This is a genomic window from Massilia sp. TS11 (genome assembly GCF_022012445.1).
Lineage (GTDB): Bacteria > Pseudomonadota > Gammaproteobacteria > Burkholderiales > Burkholderiaceae_D > Telluria.
Genome location: NZ_JAKLTS010000001.1, coordinates 127,885 through 146,788, shown reverse-complemented (window position 1 = coordinate 146,788; position 18,904 = coordinate 127,885). Strand labels below are relative to the sequence as shown.

The 18,904-nt window shown below is 65.6% G+C and carries 21 protein-coding genes; 5 read left to right on the top strand and 16 right to left on the bottom strand.

Features of this window, described 5'->3' with window-relative positions; all coding sequences use genetic code 11:
- Window positions 1-224: 224 nt before the first annotated feature.
- Window positions 225-998 (top strand): hypothetical protein, encoded by a 774-nt coding sequence (locus LZ005_RS00680; RefSeq protein WP_237803339.1) that lies wholly within the window; start codon window positions 225-227, stop codon window positions 996-998.
- On the opposite strand, the gene flgL is transcribed toward LZ005_RS00680, so the two are convergent.
- The 11 genes from flgL to flgB form a co-directional block, all read right to left on the bottom strand.
- Window positions 988-2,217, bottom strand: a complete 1,230-nt coding sequence (flgL, locus tag LZ005_RS00675; RefSeq protein ID WP_237803337.1) for a flagellar hook-associated protein FlgL — start codon at window positions 2,215-2,217, stop codon at window positions 988-990. The two genes, LZ005_RS00680 and flgL, sit on opposite strands and share 11 nt — an antisense overlap.
- 2 nt (window positions 2,218-2,219) lie before the next feature.
- Window positions 2,220-4,181: a flagellar hook-associated protein FlgK gene (flgK, locus tag LZ005_RS00670; protein ID WP_237803335.1), complete on the bottom strand. Its 1,962-nt coding sequence runs from the start codon at window positions 4,179-4,181 to the stop codon at window positions 2,220-2,222.
- A 53-nt stretch (window positions 4,182-4,234) separates the two neighbouring features.
- Window positions 4,235-5,179 (bottom strand): flagellar assembly peptidoglycan hydrolase FlgJ, encoded by a 945-nt coding sequence (gene flgJ / locus LZ005_RS00665; RefSeq protein WP_237803326.1) that lies wholly within the window; start codon window positions 5,177-5,179, stop codon window positions 4,235-4,237.
- Window positions 5,180-5,186: 7 nt separating this feature from the next.
- Window positions 5,187-6,284: a flagellar basal body P-ring protein FlgI gene (locus LZ005_RS00660; RefSeq protein ID WP_237803311.1), complete on the bottom strand. Its 1,098-nt coding sequence runs from the start codon at window positions 6,282-6,284 to the stop codon at window positions 5,187-5,189.
- Between the two features lie 9 nt (window positions 6,285-6,293).
- Window positions 6,294-6,941: a flagellar basal body L-ring protein FlgH gene (locus LZ005_RS00655; RefSeq protein ID WP_237803309.1), complete on the bottom strand. Its 648-nt coding sequence runs from the start codon at window positions 6,939-6,941 to the stop codon at window positions 6,294-6,296.
- Window positions 6,942-6,956: 15 nt separating this feature from the next.
- Window positions 6,957-7,739, bottom strand: a complete 783-nt coding sequence (gene flgG, locus LZ005_RS00650) for a flagellar basal-body rod protein FlgG (RefSeq protein ID WP_237803307.1) — start codon at window positions 7,737-7,739, stop codon at window positions 6,957-6,959.
- 62 nt (window positions 7,740-7,801) lie between these two features.
- Window positions 7,802-8,542, bottom strand: coding sequence for a flagellar basal-body rod protein FlgF (gene flgF / locus LZ005_RS00645; protein WP_237803305.1), 741 nt, complete (start codon window positions 8,540-8,542; stop codon window positions 7,802-7,804).
- A 184-nt stretch (window positions 8,543-8,726) separates the two neighbouring features.
- Entirely contained in the window at window positions 8,727-10,283 is a 1,557-nt protein-coding gene (locus tag LZ005_RS00640; protein ID WP_237803303.1) for a flagellar hook protein FlgE, read from the bottom strand.
- Window positions 10,284-10,319: 36 nt separating this feature from the next.
- Window positions 10,320-11,024 (bottom strand): flagellar hook assembly protein FlgD, encoded by a 705-nt coding sequence (locus LZ005_RS00635; protein WP_237803291.1) that lies wholly within the window; start codon window positions 11,022-11,024, stop codon window positions 10,320-10,322.
- Window positions 11,025-11,035: 11 nt separating this feature from the next.
- A complete protein-coding gene (flgC, locus tag LZ005_RS00630; RefSeq protein WP_237803288.1) occupies window positions 11,036-11,437 on the bottom strand; it encodes a flagellar basal body rod protein FlgC in 402 nt (133 codons plus the stop codon).
- Between the two features lie 2 nt (window positions 11,438-11,439).
- Entirely contained in the window at window positions 11,440-11,862 is a 423-nt protein-coding gene (flgB, locus tag LZ005_RS00625; RefSeq protein WP_237803281.1) for a flagellar basal body rod protein FlgB, read from the bottom strand.
- Window positions 11,863-12,019: 157 nt separating this feature from the next.
- On the opposite strand from flgB, the gene flgA reads away from it, so the two are divergent.
- The 4 genes from flgA to LZ005_RS00605 all read left to right on the top strand — a co-directional run bounded on the left by flgA (window position 12,020) and on the right by LZ005_RS00605 (window position 14,436).
- Window positions 12,020-12,712 carry a flagellar basal body P-ring formation chaperone FlgA gene (flgA, locus tag LZ005_RS00620; RefSeq protein ID WP_237803279.1) on the top strand — a complete coding sequence of 231 codons (693 nt, stop codon included), beginning with the start codon at window positions 12,020-12,022 and terminating at the stop codon, window positions 12,710-12,712.
- A gap of 104 nt (window positions 12,713-12,816) precedes the next feature.
- The gene (gene flgM / locus LZ005_RS00615) at window positions 12,817-13,119 is read left to right on the top strand and encodes a flagellar biosynthesis anti-sigma factor FlgM (RefSeq protein ID WP_237803271.1); all 303 of its coding nucleotides are present in this window, start codon (window positions 12,817-12,819) and stop codon (window positions 13,117-13,119) included.
- Between the two features lie 5 nt (window positions 13,120-13,124).
- The gene (locus LZ005_RS00610) at window positions 13,125-13,595 is read left to right on the top strand and encodes a flagella synthesis protein FlgN (protein ID WP_269106454.1); all 471 of its coding nucleotides are present in this window, start codon (window positions 13,125-13,127) and stop codon (window positions 13,593-13,595) included.
- 70 nt (window positions 13,596-13,665) lie between these two features.
- The gene (locus LZ005_RS00605) at window positions 13,666-14,436 is read left to right on the top strand and encodes a MerR family transcriptional regulator (RefSeq protein WP_237803246.1); all 771 of its coding nucleotides are present in this window, start codon (window positions 13,666-13,668) and stop codon (window positions 14,434-14,436) included.
- Between the two features lie 158 nt (window positions 14,437-14,594).
- Here the strand turns inward: LZ005_RS00605 and motD are convergent, their stop codons facing one another.
- Genes motD through flhF form a run of 5 tightly spaced genes read right to left on the bottom strand, consistent with a single transcriptional unit; the run spans window position 14,595 to window position 18,894 of the window.
- Window positions 14,595-15,335, bottom strand: coding sequence for a flagellar motor protein MotD (gene motD / locus LZ005_RS00600; protein ID WP_237803244.1), 741 nt, complete (start codon window positions 15,333-15,335; stop codon window positions 14,595-14,597).
- A 4-nt stretch (window positions 15,336-15,339) separates the two neighbouring features.
- Complete coding sequence (locus tag LZ005_RS00595) at window positions 15,340-16,086, bottom strand: flagellar motor protein (RefSeq protein WP_237803242.1); 747 nt, start codon at window positions 16,084-16,086, stop codon at window positions 15,340-15,342.
- On the bottom strand, window positions 16,068-16,796 hold the full coding sequence (locus LZ005_RS00590; RefSeq protein ID WP_237803233.1) for an RNA polymerase sigma factor FliA: 729 nt from the start codon (window positions 16,794-16,796) through the stop codon (window positions 16,068-16,070). Before LZ005_RS00590 ends, LZ005_RS00595 begins: the two co-directional genes overlap by 19 nt.
- Window positions 16,797-16,808: 12 nt before the next feature.
- Window positions 16,809-17,642 (bottom strand): antiactivator of flagellar biosynthesis FleN protein, encoded by an 834-nt coding sequence (locus LZ005_RS00585; RefSeq protein ID WP_237803224.1) that lies wholly within the window; start codon window positions 17,640-17,642, stop codon window positions 16,809-16,811.
- The gene (flhF, locus tag LZ005_RS00580) at window positions 17,635-18,894 is read right to left on the bottom strand and encodes a flagellar biosynthesis protein FlhF (protein WP_237803222.1); all 1,260 of its coding nucleotides are present in this window, start codon (window positions 18,892-18,894) and stop codon (window positions 17,635-17,637) included. The genes LZ005_RS00585 and flhF overlap by 8 nt, the downstream gene beginning before the upstream one ends.
- Between the last annotated feature and the right edge of the window lie 10 nt (window positions 18,895-18,904).

Here is an 18,904-nt window from a genome sequence, read left to right as displayed (position 1 = left end):
GCCGCGCGACGTCATCCCGCGCTCTGACACCTTGCGCACTACGCAGAGGCAACGCCAGCGTGCCCCACCGCCACGCCGACCCACGTTCTTGAACAGCGCCGGGGGCGATACCTCGCGCTGGCTTCCTACTTCAAACATGCTCGTTTTCGGCTGGCCCGCACGGGAACCTGCACGGCCCACCGCGATCTAATCTTGTATCTGCCTTAACCTCGGGAGCAGCGAGCATGTTTGAAACAGCAGGCGTGACTTTAACTTCCCCCGCCGTGGCCGCCCTCGCCGCGTTTCTGCAGCGTACCGGCAACCCGCAGCCGCTCGAGCGCGTGGTCGAGCAAGCCATCCGCTTCTGGCTGGATTTTCAGGGCGACACCCTGCGCGGCTACCAGTGGAAAAGCCTGTTTCTGCCGGAAGGTACCCAGCTGCGCGTCTGCTACGCCAGCCAGTTTTATGTGGCCCAGGTGGAGGGGGATGCCATCGTCTACAACGGCCGCAAAGTCTCGCCGCGCCAGTTCGTCATCGCCGTCATGCACAGTGTGCGCAATGCCTGGCACGAGGTGTGGTTACGCTGTCCGGGCGATGGGCGCTGGCATTTGGCCGATGCGCGCCGCCGTCTGCTGCGCCGCTATCCGCGCCTGACGCTGCCGGGTGCCACGCCCGATCCGGACGACGCCTCGCCCGGCAAGCTGGAGGCGCCGCCGCGCTACGCGGGCAAGCCCTCGGGCCGCTCCTACCTGGCGCCGCTGCGGCGCGCGCTGCGCCAGATCGCGGCCGTGCGCGAAGCGCGCGAGGGCATCAACCGCCATCCCTACTTAAAGCGCAATGATCTGCTACGGGAGGACCAGCCCGACCTGAGCGTCGTGCCCGCGCACCCGCGCCGCCACGTGCCGGGCCGCCCGGGGCCGCCGGAGCGGCGCGCCAGCGTCCGCGACGCCGGTCCGCCCGACCGCCGCCAAGCCGGCCTCGGCTGGGCCTCGCTGCCGGTGCGCCCGTTCAGGAGATGAAGTTAAACAGCGACAGCCCGGTCAGGGTCTTGAAGGATTTCTGCGCCGCTTCCAGCGTGAACTGCTGCTGGGAGAACTGCGAGATCGCCTTCACATTGTCCAGATCGTTCAGATCGGACAGGGTCTGCGAATACTGGAGGTTCAGATCTTCGCCGGCGCTGTCGAGGTAGTCGAGCTCCTTCAGGCGCGCCCCGATCGAGGCCCGCACCGACAGCACATTGTCGAGCGCCGAGGACAGGTTGTCCTGCGCCGTGTTCAGGCCATTGGTCAGGGCCGCCTGGCCGGCCGCCCCGTTCGCGCTCTGCTTGAGCGTGTTGATCATATTCGTCAGCGTCGTGAAGATCGACTCTTTCGCGCTGGGCTTGACGGCGAAGCTGTCGCCATCGGCCGGATTGCCCTTGATCGTGAAGGCCATGCCGTCCACGGCGATCTGCTGGCCCGGCTGGAACGGCACCGGGTCTTCGGCCCCGACCACGACGGCGCCCAGGGTCTCGTCTTTGATCGTGTAGCTGGTCACGCCATTGGCGACGGTGAAATTGATGCTGTAGTCATGCCCGGTCAGCGCGGCCGCATCGGCCACGGCGCCCGAGGAAATGATGCCCGAGCCGCCGCGCGCCGTATTGGCCGGATCGGCCGAGGTGGTGAAGGTGCCGTTGCCGGTGGTGATGTTCTCAAACACCGAGGTGCCCGAGTCGGACACCGGCATCTGGCGTGTCGAGCCGACCTGCAGCGTGCGCTGGCCCTGGTCGCCGTGGTACTGGGCGCCGGTCGCGGTCTGGGTGAACGGCTGGGTCGTCGAACGGTAGCCGGAAAACAGATAGCCGCCCGCCCCGTCCGAGGTATTGGCCAGGCCCAGCAGGTCGTTCAGGCGCCCTTCGAGTTCGATCGCCACCGACTTGCGGTCCGATTCGGTCATCGCGCCGCTGCCGGCATTCACGGCCAGGGTCTGCACGTCCTGGATCAGCGAGGTCACGCCCGACAGCGCCAGCTCGACCTGGGACAGCGAACTGCGCGCATTCTGGCGGTTGGTCACCAGCTGGCTGTTGATCGACTGCGACTGCGTCACTTCGAGCGTGCGCGCGGCCGAGATCGGATCGTCGGCGGCCGTGAGGTTCTTGCGGCCGGTCGACAGCAGCATCTGGGTCTTGGCCAGGCTGGTCTGCAAGTTGCCCAGCTGGCTGGTGCCGGTGTCATACAGGGTGTTGGTACTGATACGCATGATCAAGCTCCGACGGAGAGCAGGGTCTGGAACAAATCGGCGGCCAGCTTGATGACCTTGCCGGCGGCCTGGTAAGCCTGTTGGTACTTCAGCAATTGGGTGGCTTCCTCATCGAGGTTGACGCCGACCACGTCCTGCTGCGACTTGGTGGACTGCTCGAGCAGACTGCCGGCCGCCTGGGAGTTAACGTCCACTTCGCGCGTTTTATTACCCACGAAGCTGACCATCTGCGCATACGCGCCCTGCAAGGTGGCGGTGCCGCTGTCGAGGATATTGCGCGTCTGCAGGGTGCCGAGGATGCGCATATTGCGGTTGTCGCCGACGCCATTCGTGTTCGGCCCGATCGTGAAGCTGTCGCCGTCGGCGGGCTTGCCGGTGAAGCTGAAGCTGATCCCGCCCACGCTGTAGGTGGCGTCCTCGACATACGGGACCGGGGTATTGGCCGGGTAATTGGTGCTGACCCCGTTCTGGGTCACGGTCACCTGCTTGCCGACCGGGAAGCCGCTGAGCGTGTCGGTTGCCTTGTCATAGCCGATCGTGCTGGCACTGGTCAGCTTGTTGCCGGCGTTCAGATAGGTCTTGTCGATCGTGCCTTCGCTGATCTTGGCCGTGCCCGAGTTGCCGAGCACGGTGCCGGTCGAGACCGGGGCCGCGGCGGCGATCTTGTTGCGGTCGTTGAGCACGACCTTGAACTCGGCCGCGCCATTGATGGTCGGCCGGATCAGGAAATTGTCGCCCGTGACGCCGCTGCCGCTGACGGCGAAATCAAGCCCGTCGATCGTCTGCGGCTTCGGCTGCGGGAACGGCGAAATCAGGGTCGTCTTATTGTCGTCCAGCCGCGTCACGCTCCAGTTCACGCCATCGAACTGCAGCTTGTAGTCGCTCGTCGTCAGCTGGCTCGGGTCGCTCAGCGTGGCCGTCACCTGGGTCGTCGCGATCGGGCTGTTATTCGCGTTCTTGCCCACCAGGGCGCTCGAGGCATTGAAGAAATCCCCGCCCATCTCGCCGCTCTGGTCCTGCCCCAGCCGGTGCTGGGCATTGAAGGTGTAGGCGAGGCTCAGGGCCACGCGCCCGAGCGAATTCTGGGCCGGATCGAGGGTGCTGGTGCGGAACTCGAACAGGCCGCCGAGCTCGCCGCCGGCCAGCACCCGCTCGTCCATCACGGTCACCACCTTGCCGGTGCGGAAACCCACCTCGGTGCGCAGCGGATCGGTGGCCGAGGGCGTCGTCGCCAGCTCGTAGGACTTGCTGCCCACCACCACCGGCTGGCCGGTGCCAACCGACACCGTGTAGCTGTTGTTGTCGCCCGGGGTGACGGTCGCCTTGATGTGCTTGTTGAGCTCGGTGATCAGGGCGTCGCGCTGGTCGAGCAGGTCGTTCGGCGTGTTGTTGCGGTTGTTGGCAAAGGCCGAAATCTGGTCGTTCAGGCTGGCGATCTGGCTCGCATACGAGTTGATCAGGGTGACGTTCGCTTCGATGCGGTCATTCACGCCGGCCCGGATCTCGTCGATCCGCCCATTGATGCCCTGGAAGCGCGCGGCCAGCGAGTCGGCCGCCGACAGCAGCGCCTGGCGCGAGGCCGGCGAGGCCGGGTTCGAGCTGACGTCCTGCACGCCCTTGAAGAAGTCCTGCAGCGCCGGCGACAGGCCGGACGTGGTATCGGCCAGCAGATTGTCGATCTGGCTGACCTGGGACAGGAAGGCATCGAGCGAGGACTTGGTGGCCTGGGCCGAATTGACCTGGCCGGCCAGGAAGCTGTTCGAATAGCGCTGGATCGAGTCGATCTGGGTGCCGGTGCCGGTGAAGCCATACCCGAAGTCGAGCGCCTGCGAGGCCGTCTGCACAATGCGCTGACGGCTGTAGCCGGGCACGTTCGCATTCGCAATGTTGTGGCCCGTCGTGGACAGGCCCACCTGCGCGGCAAACAGGCCACTGCGGCCAATACTCAGAATATCGCTTCCCATACTCCCACCTTACCCCGGCTAGCGCGGCGCCGCGGCGCCGCTGTTCAATGCCATTAACCTAAAGAACGCTTGATGATGCGCTCGAGCTTCTGCGCGTACAGCGGATCGGTCGCATACCCGGCCTGCTGCAGGCCGCGCGCGAACGCGCTGGCGTCGCCGGCGCTGGCCAGCACCTTCTCGTAGCGCGGATTGGTCTGCAGCAGATTGGCGTAATCCTGCAGACTGGCCGCATACGAGTCATACGCGCGGAACTTCTCCAGGCGCGTCTGCGGCACCCCGTTCACATACTCGGTCGTCACCGCCGTCACGGTCCGGCCCTTCCAGTTCGGGCCGGCCTTGATGCCAAACAGATTGAAACTATTGCTGCCGTCGGCGCCCTTGATTTCATGCCGGCCCCAGCCCGTCTCCAGGGCCGCCTGGCCGATCATGAACTTGGCCGGAATCCCGCTCGCGCGCGCCACCTGCTCGGCCGCCGCGCTCAGCTTGTCCTGGAAGGCCTGCACATGCTCGCTGCGCGCGCCGCCGCCGCTGCCGCCGCCGCTGGCCACCCCGGCCGCACCGGCCGCCCGGCTGCCGGGCGGGGTCGCCGTCAGCGCCGGCTGCAGCGCGCTGCGGCTGCGCTGGGCGCGCGCCGCCTCGAACGCGGCCGCCCCCGGAATCGGCTCGGCCGTGGCCGCGGCCGGGCCCTGCTGCTTGCTCATCTGGCGCACCAGCATGTCGGCCAGACCGACGCCGCGCTTGGCCAGCTTCTGCGTCAGCTGCTGGTCGAGCATCTGGGTATAGGTCTTGGTCTGCTCCGAATCGAACATGCCGTCCTGGCTGGCGCTGGCCTGGCGCATCGACTTCATCATCATGTTCAAGAACATCGCCTCGAACTGGGTGGCCGCCTGCTTGAGCGCTTCGGGCGACTGGGTGCGCGCGCCGCGCTTCAAATCGCTCAGGCCCTGGGTGTCCAGGGCAAAGCGGCTTGACAGATCGGTAGAGGCGGGCGCGACCATGATGGACTCAGATGATTTCCAGTTCGGCGCGCAGCGAGCCGGCCGCCTTCATCGCCTGCAGGATCGACAGCAGATCCTGGGGCGAGGCGCCGATCGCATTGAGGGCCTTGACCACATCGGCCAGGTTCGCGCCTTTGCCGAGCTGAACGATCTTGCCCGGATCCTTCTTGATCTCGATATTGGTCTGGTTGGTCACCACTGTCTGCCCGGTCGAGAACGGGGCCGGCTGGCTGACCACGGGGTCGGTCGAGATATTCACCGACAGATTGCCGTGCGAGATCGCGCACTCGTCAAGCCGCACTTCCTTGTTCATCACCACCGAGCCGGTGCGCGCATTCATGATGATCTTCGCCGCCAGCCCGGTGCTGCGCTCGACGTCGAGGTTCTCGAGAATGCCGAGGAAGGCCACGCGCTGGTCGCTGCCCGCGGGCGTGCGCACGCGCACCACGCGGCCGTCGAGGGCGGTGGCGACATCGGGGCCGAAATGCTCATTGATGGTCTGGGCCAGCTTGGCCGCCATGCCGAAATCGGTCTGCACGAGCTCGAGGCGGATCTGGTTGTTCTCGCCCAGATTCGTCGCCACGGCGCGCTCCACCGTGGCCCCGGCCGGAATCTTGCCCACCGACAGATGGTTGACCACGGCCACGGCGCCGGGCGCCGTGGCGCCGACCCCGCCGACCAGCACATTGCCCTGGGCCATGGCGTACACCTGGCCGTCCGCGCCCTTGAGCGGGGCCATCAGCAAGGTGCCGCCGCGCAGGCTCTTCGCATTGCCCATCGAGGACACGGTGATGTCGATCGTCTGGCCCGGCTGGGCAAACGGCGGCAGCGAGGCCGTGACCATCACGGCCGCCACGTTTTTCAGCTGCAGGCTGGTGCCGGCCGGCAGGTTCACGCCCATCTGCTGCAACATGGCCGTGAACGACTGCACGGTAAACGGAGTCTGGGTGGTCTGGTCGCCGGTGCCGTCGAGGCCGACCACGATGCCGTAGCCGACCAGCTGGTTCTGGCGTACCCCGGCGATGCTCGCCAGGTCCTTGATGCGCTCGGCCTGGGCCGGCAGGGCCAGCACGGCGGCGAGCAGCAGAATGTAAAAGCGGCGCATGCTTCCTCCTTAGAACGGCAGCAGGCTTTGGAAAAAGCGCGAGAACATCGACGCCATCTCGGCCCGGTCGATCTGGGCATTGGTGCGGTATTCGGCGCGCGCGTCGGCCACATTGGTCGACAGCACCGTGTTGCCGGCGCCGATGTTGTCGGGGCTGACCATGCCCGAGAAGCGGATGAATTCCACACCCTTGTTCATGGCCACCTGCTTTTCGCCGGCCACGATCAGATTCCCGTTGGGCAGCACTTCCGTCACCGTCACCCCGATCGTGCCGGTGAAGGTGTTGGAGGCGCTCTGGTTGTCGGCGTCGGCGAACTTGTTCGAAGTCGAGGTCGACACCGTGCCACCGAGCCGGCCCTGCAGCGGACCGGCCACATTGAAGCTGGCCGAACCGGACTTGCTGCCCGAATTCGCGCCGGCCGTCACGGCCGAGGTCTTTTCGACGATCGAGATGATCAGGGTGTCGCCCACATGGCGCGCACGCCGGTCCTCGAACATCGGCCGGTAATTGGCCACCTGGTAGATCGCCCCATTGGCCGGCGCCGCCGACTCCTGGAGCTGCGGACGCGCCGTCAGCGGGCCCTTGGTGATCGTGGTCGGCACCGCCGAACAGGCCGTCAGCAGCGCCAGCAGGCAGGGAAAAACGATGCGCTTCATGCTAGGCTCTCCCGATTACAGCTGCGAGATTTTCTGCAGCATCTGGTCAGACGTGGTCACGGCCTTGGAATTGATCTCATAGGCGCGCTGGGTCTGGATCATGGCCACCATCTCCTCGACCACATTCACGTTCGAGGATTCGACATAGCCCTGCATCAGCACCCCGGCCCCATTCGTGCCCGGGGTATTCGTGTTCGGATTGCCGGAGGCGCTCGTCTCGACGTACAGGTTCTCGCCCTTCGACTCGAGCCCGGCCGGATTGATGAAGGTCGCCACCTGCAGCGAGCCGATCTGCGAGGCCGCCGTCTGCCCGGCCAGCGTCACCGACACGGTGCCGTCGCGCCCGACCGTCAGCGACGTGGCATTCGCCGGAATCGTGATGGCCGGCTGCACCACATAGCCGCTCGAGGTCACCAGCTGGCCATTGTTATCGCGCTGAAAAGAGCCGTCGCGCGTGTAGGCGGTGGTGCCGTCAGGCAGCAGCACGGAGAAGAAACCCGAGCCATTGATCATCAGGTCCTTGTCATTGCCCGTGTGCTGGGGATTGCCCTGGGTATGGATTTTCTCGGTCGCGACCGTGCGCACACCGGTACCGATCTGCATGCCGGACGGCAGATTGGTCTGCTGCGAAGACTGGGCGCCCGGCTGGCGCACGTTCTGGTACAGCAGGTCCTCAAATACGGCGCGGGCCCGCTTGTAGCCATTGGTGCTGACGTTGGCCAGGTTGTTGGTGACCACGTCCATACTGGTCTGCTGGGCTTCCAGACCGGTCTTGGCGATGTACAGCGATCGGATCATGATTTCCTCCTTCAGCGGCCAGACAGCCGCTATTCGACGCATCCATTATGCGTCGGAGGGCTTCAAGTCAAAGCGAGGAGCTGCGTGGCTTTTGCCTCGTTGTTCTCGGCGTTTTTGAGCATGCTCATTTGCATGTCGAAGGCCCGGGCCAGGCCGATCATGTCGACCATGGCGTCGACCGGGTTGACATTACTGCCCTCCAGCACCCCGCTGGCCAGCTGGACATTGGGGTCGAGGGCGGCCGGCTGGCCGTCCTTCACGCGGAACAGGCCATCGTCGCCGCGCACCATGTCCTGGCCGGGCGGGTTGACCAGCTTGATGCGGCCCAGCACGGTCGAGGCGCCCGGCTTGGTCGTGGTGGCGATCGAGGCCACCGTGCCATCGCCGCCGATCTGCACCGTCACTTCGGGCGGAATCGCGATCGGGCCGCCGTCGCCGACCACATTCAGGCCATTGGCCGTCTGCAGGATGCCGGCGTCGGAAATCTTGAGACCGCCGGCGCGCGTATAGGCTTCGCTGCCGTCGGCCGTCTGCACCGCGATCCAGCCCTGGCCGCGCACGGCCACGTCCAGGTCGCGCCCGGTGGTCTGGGTCGGCCCCTCGCGCAGATCGGCGCCGACCGTATTGGCCACCACCAAGGTGCGCGTAGGCAGCCCCTCGCCCTGGATCGGGACAGCCCGGAACGTGTCGAGCTGGGCCTTGAAGCCCGAGGTCGAGACGTTGGCCAGGTTGTGCGCCACCGTAGCCTGGCGGTCCATGATCTGCTTGGCGCCGCTGGCGGCGGTGTAGACAAGACGGTCCATAATCGAAGTCCAATAAAAAAGCCAAACGGCCAATCGTCGAGCAAGTCGCCCGGCGGGTCGCAGGACGGGTCGTCCTGCGGGTCGGGTCGTAGGCCGGGTCGTAGGCCGGGTCGTAGGGCGGGTCGTAGGGCGGGTCTTTAGACCCGCGTGCCCCGCGTAACGCACGCCTCCCCCACATCCCCCATCAACGCAGATTCACCAGCGTCTGCAGCACCGAGTCCTGCGTCTTAATCGTCTGCGCATTCGCCTGATACACGCGCTGGGCCGTAATCATATTCACCAGCTCCGCCGTCAAGTCGACGTTCGAGTTCTCCACCGCCGAGGACTGCAGCACCCCGAGCGAGCCCGAGTTCGGCGTACCGATCAAGGGCACGCCCGAGATCGAGGTTTCCGACCAGGCGTTATTCCCCAGCGGCGACAGACCATTCGGATTCGCGAAGTTGGCCAGCACCACCTGCGCCAGCGGGCGCGACTGGCCATTCGAATACTGGCCCAGCACCACCCCGTCCGAGCCCGCCGAGAAGCGCGACAAGTGACCGGCCGTAAAGCCGTCCTGGGTCGAGCTCTTCTCACTGGTGGCAGCGCCATACTGGGTCGAGCCCGAGAAGCCAGCCTGCACGGTCAGCACCGGCTGCGAGCCGGTCAGGGGGAAGATCGGCAGATTGACCGTCAACGGCAGCGAGACCCCGATCTTGTTCATTTCCGGGATACTCAGCGCACCATTATTATCGAACACCAAAGTACCGACCTTCTTCGGCGGCACGTGCACGGCGGCCGCGATGGCCGCATCGATCGAGGCCGGCGTGGCGCCCACGACCGAACCGACGTCAGTCCCCGCAGCCACGTCAAAGGTCGCGGCGATCGTCGCCAGCTGGGTCTCCGAGGCGCCGGCGTCGAGCGCCGCCTGATACACGGCCGCACCGGCCGCCTGCGAATAGGCCTGGGCCTTGATCGCCGTATCGGCAATCGCATCCGGCGTACGCGGCACCACGGCGGCCGAGGCCTCGTAGTCGGCGCGCGCGGCAGTCGCCGCCTCGTCGAACTGAGCGGCCGCAGCCACCTTCATATTCGTGATCTCGGTGCCGTCATTGGCCACATACACATCCCAGTGGGCCGGACCCGTCTTCACATAGAAGGTCGACATCACGTGCGGGTTACCGAGCGAGTCATAGACGTCGAGCGTGGTCTGCTTGTTGTACGAAGTCGGATCGATCGCCGAGAACGGAATCGTGGTCGGCACTTCCGAGCGCGAGTCCAGATTGATCTGGGTGTCGACGCGGGTGGTGGCGACCGGCTTCAGGTCCGAGGTGTCGATCCGGATCGCGACCGGCGAACCGGCCAGGATCACCCCATCATTATTGGCCAGGAAGCCCGTCAGCTTGGCGCCCTGGGCATTGACCATATAGCCGTCCTTGTCGAGCGAGAACTGGCCATTGCGCGAATACTGGACCGCGCCCGACAGCACGGTACGGAAGAAACCGGCGCCGTTGATGGCGATGTCGAGCGGATTGTTCGAGGATTCGATATTCCCCTGCGTGAACTGCTGGGCGATATTGGACACCTTGGAACCGATACCGGCCTGGTTGCCGCCGGCGCCATTGAGCGAGTTCGCATAGACGTCCGCGAACTGGGCCTGGGAGCCCTTGAAGCCGACCGTGCTCGCGTTGGCGATGTTATTGCCGATAACGTCCAGCGATTTCGCGGCGCCATTCAAGCCAGAAAGACCCTGTTGAAATGACATGTTGCTCTCCTGAAGAAATGTTCGAAGCGGTCCGGGTTACAGAATCTGTTTCACGTCGCTCATCTTGATCACGCCCACGCCGGGCACCGTCAGCTTCACCCCATCGGTCGCATTGGTGGTGACGCTCTGGACCTGCCCGAAGCTGAGCGCGGTCGCATCTTTCAGGGTGGTCTGGCCGCGCACGGCTTCCACCTTGAAGTAATAATTGCCATCCTTGGCCAGCGGCCCCTTGGCGCCATCGACGCCATCGGTGGTGCCGTCCCAGGTCAGGGCCATGGTGCCGGCCGGCTTGGCGCCCAGGTCCATGCTGTACAGAGCCTGGCCGGCCGGGCTGAACACCGTCACCTTGACGTCGTCGGCGGCCGTGGCCAGATCGACCCCGAAGATCGCCTGGCTGTCCTTGAGTTTGACGCCATCGCCCGGGGTCAGCACACCGTGCCCGATCATGCTGGTGGCCTGCAGCGCCTCGCTCGACTGGTAGCTCGACTTGAGGGTGTTCAGCGTCTCGTTCAGCTTGTTGATGCCGGTCACCGTCGACAGCTGGGCCAGCTGGCTGGTCACCTGGGCGTTGTCGAGCGGGTTCAGCGGGTCCTGGTTTTTCAGCTGCGTGACCAGCAGGGTCATGAACTTGTCGGTGTCGGCCTGGACGCTGTCGGTGGCCGCCTGCTTCTGCGGATTCATCGTCGCCAGCAGCGCCGGATCGACGGCGCCGGTGGAGGAACTGGAGGTAATGGTAGCCATCGGGAAGTCCTTTATTGACCGAGGGTCAGGGTTTTGAGCAGCATCGTCTTGGCCGCATTCATGGTTTCGACATTGGTCTGGTAGGCGCGCGAGGCGGCCAGCATATTCACCATCTCATCGACCACATTCACATTCGGCATGGTCACATAGCCCTTGTCGTCGGCCAGCGGGTTCTTCGGGTCATACACCTGCTTCATCGGCGCGGCGTCTTCCACCACCTGCTGAACCTTGACCCCGGTCGCGCCATCGCCGGCCTGAACCGATTCGAACACCACCTGCTTGGCGCGGTAGGCCTGGCCCGTCGCGCTCGTGGCCGAGTCGGCATTGGCCAGATTCGAGGCCACCACGTTCAGGCGCTGGGCCTGGGCACTCATGGCCGAACCGGCCACATCGAAGACTTTAAACAGGGACATGATTACTGACCTCCTTGGATGGCCGCCATCATGCTCTTGATCTGGGCATTGATCAGCGTGATGCTGGCCTCATAGCGCAGCGCATTGTCGGCAAAGGCCGAGCGCTCCACGTCCATGTCGACCGTATTGCCGTCGGCGCTCGGCTGGGTCGGCTGGCGGTAGAGCAGCGGCGTGCCATTACTTAAGACCTCAGGATTGCCCGCGCCGCCCGGCTGGTGGGCCGGATCGGTCGTGCTGAGCGCGGCCGGCGGCGCCGGGTTGCGCGCCAGCACGCCCTGCAGGGCACTGGCGAAGTCGATATCACGGGCCTTGAAGTTCGGGGTGTCCGCGTTCGCGATATTCGACGCCAATACCTCCTGGCGCTGCGAACGCAGGCTCAGGGCGGCTTCCTGGAAGCGCAGGTAGTTGTCGAGTTTCCCAATCATGTCGGGCTCCGTGTGAAAACCTTTCGGTGACAGGAGCCATGTTAGTGCGGCGCGGTCCAATCCAATCGGACAATAAAGGCCAGGAAGCCCCCGTTTATCGCGCCTTTGCCGGCCCCGGCCGCGGCCTAAGATGGAGCCATTCGCAAGGATAACTGCCATGAAATCGACCCTGATCGCCCTGATGTTCGCCAGCGCCCTGCCGGCCGCCGCCCAGGTGGCCGCCCCGGCGCGCCAGGAAGCGGCCGCCCTGAGCAGCCTGGTCCAGGCTTTCCTCGAAAGCCAGACGGCCGCCCTGCCCGGCACGGTCAGCATCAGCGTGCGCGAGCCGGATGCGCGCCTGAACCTGGGCGCCTGTCCGGCCCCGCAAGCCTTCCTCGGCCCCGGCCAGAAGGCCTGGGGCAAGACCGTGGTCGGCGTACGCTGCGCCGCGCCCAGCTGGACCCTGTATATTCAGGCCCAGGTGAGCGTGCAGGCCGACTACGTGGCGGCCGCCATGCCGCTCGCCGCCGGCCAGCCGATTCGCGCCGAACAGCTGGTCACGGTCAAGGGAGATCTCACCCAACTGCCTCCGGGCATCCTCACCGATCCGGCCCAGGCCGTCGGCAAGATGCCCGCCAACGCCCTCGCCTCCGGCCTGCCGCTGCGCGCCGACGTGCTCAAAAGCGCGCCCGTCGTCCAGCAGGGACAGCTGGTGCAGGTGGTGGCCGGCGGCCGCGGCTTCCATGTCTCGGCCGAGGCGCGCGCCATCGGCACGGCCGGCGACGGCCAGGTGGTGCAGGTGCGCACGGCCAACGGCGCTGTCGTGAGCGGCATCGCGCGCGCCGGCGGCCGGGTCGAAGTGGCGATCTGACGCGAGATGGAATTCCTTGAAGGACGGGCTAAAGTTTCCAAGTTCTTGACCGTAAAAGGCGTGTAACCCGGAGAAGTTAGCTCCAGCCGATCGAGGAAAATGCTGTGAAAATTAACGATACACTCAAGAGTACCCCTGGCCTGCCGGTGTCGAATACGACGACATCGACAGCCAAGAGCGCCGAAAAAGCAGCCAACGTGCCGTCGTCCTCCGACAGCGTGCGCCTGTCTGCCCAAGGCCAGGCCCTGGCGAGCGCCGTCGGAAGCAACAACGCAGTGTTTGATTCGAAGAAAGTCGAACGGATCAAGAGTGCGATTGCCGATGGCCAATTCCAGGTCAATTCGGAAAAAGTGGCAGACGGGCTACTGGAAACAGTGCGCGACCTGCTGCATTCGCGCAAACGATAAACATCATGCCCAGCCCGACGACGACACTCAGCGAAGAACTCACAAGCATGCATACCCTGCTGGACCTGTTAAAACAGGAACAGCAATGCCTGATCCACGCAGACGCCGACGGCCTGGAAGCGATCACCCCGCAAAAGACCCAGTACGTGCTCCAGATGTCCGACCTCGCCAAGCAGCGCCACCGCGCGCTGGCCGGGGCCGGTCTACCCGCCAGCGATGCCGCCATGGCCACGCTGTTCAGCCAGACCCCCGATCCCGATGCCGAAGCCCAGTGGGCCGCCCTGCTCGCGCTGACGCGCGAAGCCAAGGAGCTCAACCGCGTGAACGGCATGCTGATCGGCAAGCAACTGTCCCAGACCCAGCAGATCCTGGCGGCCATGCGCCCGACCAACAGCCCGGTGCCCGATCCCGGCCTGTACGGTCCCGGCGGCCAGTCGAGCGGCTTCGGCGCCTCGCGCCGTTTCGTGGTCGGCTGAAAAAAAATTCCTCCGCGCGCTTGACTCTGACGCCACGTGAGGCCCGATACTGCGGGTCAACGGAGGCAAGATGAAACCAGTCAAACGCTACACGGTCAGCCAGCTGGCCGCCCTGTCCGGCGTGTCGGTGCGCACCCTGCACCACTACGACACGCTGGGCCTGCTGGTGCCCGCCACCGTCGGCGCGAACGGCTACCGCTACTACGGCGAGCGCGAATTGTTGCAATTGCAACAAATCCTGCTGCACCGCGAGTTCGGCATCCCCCTCAAAGAGATCGGCGCGCTGCTGGCCCAGGCCGAGCGCGACCGCGTGGGCCAGCTACGTGCGCAGCGCGCACGCCTGGCCGCACAAGCCGTCCGCTACCAGCAACTGATGGCGACGCTCGACCGCACGATCGCCGCCCTGACCGACACAGGAGAACCCGACATGGCCAGCCAACAGCTATACCAAGGCTTCAGCGCAGAGCAGCAAGCCACCTACGAAACCGAGATTGCCGGCCGCTACGGCCAGGCCAGCATCGACGCCAGCCGCGCGCGCCAGGCCGAGCTGGGCGCCGCCGGCCAAGCCAGCGCGATGGCCGAGCTGGCGCACATCGAAGGCGCGATTGCCGACAGCCTGCGGGCCGGCGTCGCGGCCGACGACGCCAGTCTCGCGCCCTGGATTGCCCGCCACCGCGCCTGGGTGGCCAGCATGTGGCGCCGCCCCTGTCCGCCCGAAGCCTATGCCGGCCTGGCCGACCTGTACCAGGCCACGCCCGACTTCGTCGCCCGCTACGAGCAGCTAGCCCCCGGCCTGAGCGACTACCTGAGCGACGCCATGAAAGCCCACGCCACCGCCTGAAATACCAAACGGTGTCAGGTCCGGCAATCGGACATTGCAGAACTTTCGCGCGTGGTTTTGGTCGCACTGCCGCTCCGACATCCGCCGAAGGCAAAAGTTCTGAAATGTCCGATTGCCGGACCTGACACCGTTCAGGATTGACACCGTTCAGGATTGGGTTAGCGCGGGAGGTCGACGTCGGGCAGGGTCGAGAGCAGGGTCACGGCGACGCGGCGGTTGCGCGCGCGGCCTTCGGGACTGGCGTTGTCGGCCACCGGCTTGTTGGCCGCCTGGCCGACCGCCGTCAGGCGCGCTTCGTCGACGCCGGCATCGACGAACAGGCGCACCACGGTGCCGGCCCGGGTCGCCGATAACTCCCAGTTCGAGGGGAACTGGGCATTGCGGATCGGGGTCGTGTCGGTATGCCCTTCGACCTCGATCTTGTGGCTGTCGTCCTTCAGCAGCTCGGCCACGGTGCGCAGGGTCTCGGGCGAATCGCCAATCAGCACGGCCTGGCCGGGATCGAACAGGATGCTGGCATTGATCTCGACCGTCACGCCGCGCCCGGTCTGGCTGACGCGCACCTTGCCCTGCTTGATCAGGGCCGACAACTTGCTGGTCAGCTCGCCCGCGATGCGCGTCATGCGCTCGCGCTCGCGCTTGATCGCCTCGATCTTCTTGCGCTGGGCCAGGGTCTCGATCAGCGGCGACTGCTCGACCACATTGAGCGGCTTGGTCACCTGCACGCTGCCAAAGGCCGAACCGAGGGCATCGGTCAGCACGCGGTATTTGCCGGTGTTGATGCTCGAGATCGCGTACATCACGACGAAGAAGGCGAACAGCAGGGTGATGAAATCGGCGTAGGAAATCAGCCAGCGCTCGTGGTTCTCGTGCTCTTCGTCGTAGCGGCGGCGTGGCATGGTCTCAAGGCCGGTTGAGCAGACTGCCGACACGCTCTTCAATCACGCGCGAATGGTCGCCACTGGCAATGTCGTAGAACACTTCGGTCAGGATGTCGTACTGGGTCACCTGCTCGTTGACGATGGCCTTGAGCTTGTTGGCCACCGGGTAGTAGAACAGATTGGCGAGGCCGACCCCGTACACGGTCGAGACGAAGGCGACCGCGATGCCGCCGCCCAGCTTGGCCGGTTCGCCCAGGTTTTCCATCACGTGGATCAGGCCGAGCACGGCGCCGATGATGCCAACCGTGGGCGAATAGCCGGCCGCGGCCTCCCAGGTGCGCACAGCCTGGCGTTCGGCGAATTCGTGGGCGGCGACGTCGACTTCGAGAATCGCGCGCAGCTTGTCGGGATGGATGCCGTCGACCACCAGGCGCAGGCCCTTCTGGATGAAGGGGTCGCGCGCGTCCTTCATCGCGCGTTCCAGGCTCAGCAGGCCGTCGCGGCGCGCCGACAGGCTCCAGGCGGCGATGTCGCGCGCCAGCTCCTGGCGCCGGTTGGCGGGCGGACGAAACACCCAGCGCAGCATGCGCAGGCTGCGGCGCAGGGTCTTCAGTTCGGTCTGGAGCAGGACGGCGCCGAGCGTGCCGACCACCACAATGGCAAACGCGGCGGGCTGTACCAGAGACTGGAATTTACCGCCTTCGAGGTACTGGCCGGTCAGCAGGCCGGCCAGCGCGAGCAAGAGTCCGGCTACGCTGGTCCAGTCCACGCCCTCTCCCGTAAGGCGGCACGCAGTCGGGCCACGGCCTGGGTATGCAATTGCGACACGCGCGATTCGGACACGCCCATGACGGCGCCGATCTCCTTCAGGTTCAGCTCTTCCTCATAGTAGAGGCCCATCAAGATCTTTTCGCGCGGCGGCAGGGAATCGATGGCTTCGATCACGGCCTGGCGGAAGTCGCCTTCGAGCAGGCTGCGCAGAGGATCGGCATCGTCGACGGCATAGCGGTCGAGGAAGCTGTCATTGCCATCGGGATCGTGAAAATCTTCGTAGTAGACGAGCTGGTGGCCGCCGCCGTCGGACAGCATGTCCTGGTATTCGGCCAGCGACAGCTTGAGCATCTTGGCGACTTCGGATTCGGACGGCGGATGGCCGAGCTTTTGCTGCAGGGCCTGCATGGCCGTCTCGATCTTGCGCATGTTCTGACGCATCGAGCGCGGCAACCAGTCGGAATTGCGCAGCTCGTCGAGCATGGCGCCACGGATGCGCAGCACGGCATAAGTTTCGAACTGGGCGCCGTGGTGCTCTTCGTAACGGTTGATGGCATCGAGCAGGCCCATCATGCCAGCCTGGACCAGATCGTCCACTTCCACGCTGGGCGGAAGCTTGGCTTTCATATGGTGGGCCAGACGCTTGACTAGGGGCATATGCTCCGTCAGCAAGTAGTCTTTGTCCGCTTTGCCTTTGACCGTGTACATTATTTGTCTTGTTTAAGAGCCAAGATGGGTGGCCCCTCCCGTGCGGCCGAAGTCCGGTATTGTATTCAGGGCGAAGCGTCCCGCCAAGCGGCGGAAGGCGACCGAGGCGCCGGCCAGCGGAAACGCGTCGACCACCGCCCGCCCGAGGCGCGCGGCGCGCTGCAGATATTCGTCGGCCGGCACCGAGCCCAGGGACGTCAGTTGCACGGCCAAATACTTGCTGCACGCGGCAGCCATATTATCGTACACCACTTTTGCTTCCACTTCGGAAGCACCCGTGACCAAAATGCCAAAAGGCCGCTTGCCCAGATGCTGGCTCATCCGTTTGATGAGACCGTAGGCATTGGTGATCGAATTGGCCTTGCTCGACACCTGGACGACGATGTCGGCCGTGGCCAGCACGGGCAGCGGGAACTGGTCGCGCACCCCGAAGCTGGCGTCGACCAGCACGATCCCGGTCTGCTGGGCCAGCACATCGAAGGTCTTGGCCAGGCGGCGCGTATCGTCCTTGTTGGCGAACCCCAGGCGGCCGCCCGACAGCTGGGCCACACCGAAGCCCTGCGGCACCGCGTGGATCACCTGGTTCAGCCCGCATTCCTGGCGCGCCACATCGAGCAGGCTGCTGCCGTAGTCGGCGCCGAGGCGGGCGGCGATGCCATAGTCGTCTTCGCAGGCGTCCACGGCCACCACTTCATGGCCGGTGCGCGCCAGCGAGGCGGCCAGATTGACCAGCATGGCGCCCTTGTCGTCTTCGGGCGTGGCCGACAGGAAGCTGATGATGCGGGGCTTGGGCCCCGCCAGCATGCGGCGCAGGCCTTCTGCCTGATCGAAATCGAAATTAGCCAAGATACACCTCGCCCAGGCTGCGGTCGGACTGGGCGGCGGCCATCACGGCCGGCAGCTCGGCATCATTGAACAGGGCGGCGGCACTGTCGGCCTGCAGGGCGAAAGCGCGCTCGACCAGCAGATTGCGGTCGGCCAGGTGCAGGTCTTCGGGCACGCGCTGGCCGTTCGAGATGTAGTACAGCATCAGCTTCTGGCGGATCACGACGTCGAGCACATTGCCGATCGAGGCCGCTTCGTCGAGCTTGGTCATGATGCAGCCGGCCAGGCCGTGGCCCTGGTAGGCGCGCACGACTTCGTTCAGGGTCTCGTTGGTCGAGGTCGCATTCAGGCAGAGCAGGCGCTGCACATGGGCGCCGGCGCCGCTGAGCATGGCCACCTGTTCGCTGACCATCTGGTCGCGCTGCGACACGCCGACCGTATCGATCAGCACCGTGTGCTTGTTGCGCAGTTCCTTGAGGGCGATGCGCAGATCGGCCTCATCCTTGACGGAGTGGACCATCACGCCGAGGATCTTGCCGTAGATGCGCAGCTGTTCGTGGGCGCCGATCCGGTAGGCGTCGGTGGTGATCAGGGCCAGCTTGTCGGCGCCATTGCGCATCACGCAGCGCGCGGCCAGCTTGGCCGTGCTGGTGGTCTTGCCGACGCCGGTCGGGCCAACCAGGGCGAACACGCCGCCGCGGTCGAGGATGGCGTCCTCATTACTCATCACGGAAAGATTCCGGGCCAGCACGTTACGGATCCAGCGCTGGCTCTCGGCCGCGTCCTTGCCGGCCGGCAGGCGTTCAATCAGATAGCGCGCCAGGCTGGCCGAGAAACCGGCCGCCAGCATCTCGCGCAGGACGGCGGCCTTGTGCGGCTCGCGCTGCTGCGTGTTACCCCAGGACAATTCGGCCAGCTGGGTTTCCATCAGCCCGCGCATGGCGCGCAGTTCGCCCATCATGCCCTGCATTTCGGCGGCGGCCGTGGCCTTGGCCTGGGCCACAGCGGCCTGGACCACGGCTTGCAAGTCGGGACCGGCGGCGCCAGCGCGCGGCGGTTCGGCCGGCATCTGCAGCGCCGGTTTCGGCTGGGCCATCTCGGAATGCGCCGGCGGTGCGGCCACAGCGGCCACATCCTCATTGGCCAGGGCCAGGATCTCGATCACGCCGTCCACCGGACGGTTCGACAGGATCACGGCGTCGGGGCCGAGCGCGTCGCGCACCTTGCGCAGGGCGTCGCGGGAAGTGGGGGCGGTAAATTTCTGGACATTCATGGTCAACCTC

Coding starts and splice junctions, on each gene's coding strand:
- LZ005_RS00680 (WP_237803339.1), top strand. CDS start 225: ATGTTTGAAACAGCAGGCGTGACTTTAACTTCCCCCGCCGTGGCCGCC.
- flgL (WP_237803337.1), bottom strand. CDS start 2,217: ATGCGTATCAGTACCAACACCCTGTATGACACCGGCACCAGCCAGCTG.
- flgK (WP_237803335.1), bottom strand. CDS start 4,181: ATGGGAAGCGATATTCTGAGTATTGGCCGCAGTGGCCTGTTTGCCGCG.
- flgJ (WP_237803326.1), bottom strand. CDS start 5,179: ATGGTCGCGCCCGCCTCTACCGATCTGTCAAGCCGCTTTGCCCTGGAC.
- LZ005_RS00660 (WP_237803311.1), bottom strand. CDS start 6,284: ATGCGCCGCTTTTACATTCTGCTGCTCGCCGCCGTGCTGGCCCTGCCG.
- LZ005_RS00655 (WP_237803309.1), bottom strand. CDS start 6,941: ATGAAGCGCATCGTTTTTCCCTGCCTGCTGGCGCTGCTGACGGCCTGT.
- flgG (WP_237803307.1), bottom strand. CDS start 7,739: ATGATCCGATCGCTGTACATCGCCAAGACCGGTCTGGAAGCCCAGCAG.
- flgF (WP_237803305.1), bottom strand. CDS start 8,542: ATGGACCGTCTTGTCTACACCGCCGCCAGCGGCGCCAAGCAGATCATG.
- LZ005_RS00640 (WP_237803303.1), bottom strand. CDS start 10,283: ATGTCATTTCAACAGGGTCTTTCTGGCTTGAATGGCGCCGCGAAATCG.
- LZ005_RS00635 (WP_237803291.1), bottom strand. CDS start 11,024: ATGGCTACCATTACCTCCAGTTCCTCCACCGGCGCCGTCGATCCGGCG.
- flgC (WP_237803288.1), bottom strand. CDS start 11,437: ATGTCCCTGTTTAAAGTCTTCGATGTGGCCGGTTCGGCCATGAGTGCC.
- flgB (WP_237803281.1), bottom strand. CDS start 11,862: ATGATTGGGAAACTCGACAACTACCTGCGCTTCCAGGAAGCCGCCCTG.
- flgA (WP_237803279.1), top strand. CDS start 12,020: ATGAAATCGACCCTGATCGCCCTGATGTTCGCCAGCGCCCTGCCGGCC.
- LZ005_RS00610 (WP_269106454.1), top strand. CDS start 13,125: ATGCCCAGCCCGACGACGACACTCAGCGAAGAACTCACAAGCATGCAT.
- LZ005_RS00605 (WP_237803246.1), top strand. CDS start 13,666: ATGAAACCAGTCAAACGCTACACGGTCAGCCAGCTGGCCGCCCTGTCC.
- motD (WP_237803244.1), bottom strand. CDS start 15,335: ATGCCACGCCGCCGCTACGACGAAGAGCACGAGAACCACGAGCGCTGG.
- LZ005_RS00590 (WP_237803233.1), bottom strand. CDS start 16,796: ATGTACACGGTCAAAGGCAAAGCGGACAAAGACTACTTGCTGACGGAG.
- flhF (WP_237803222.1), bottom strand. CDS start 18,894: ATGAATGTCCAGAAATTTACCGCCCCCACTTCCCGCGACGCCCTGCGC.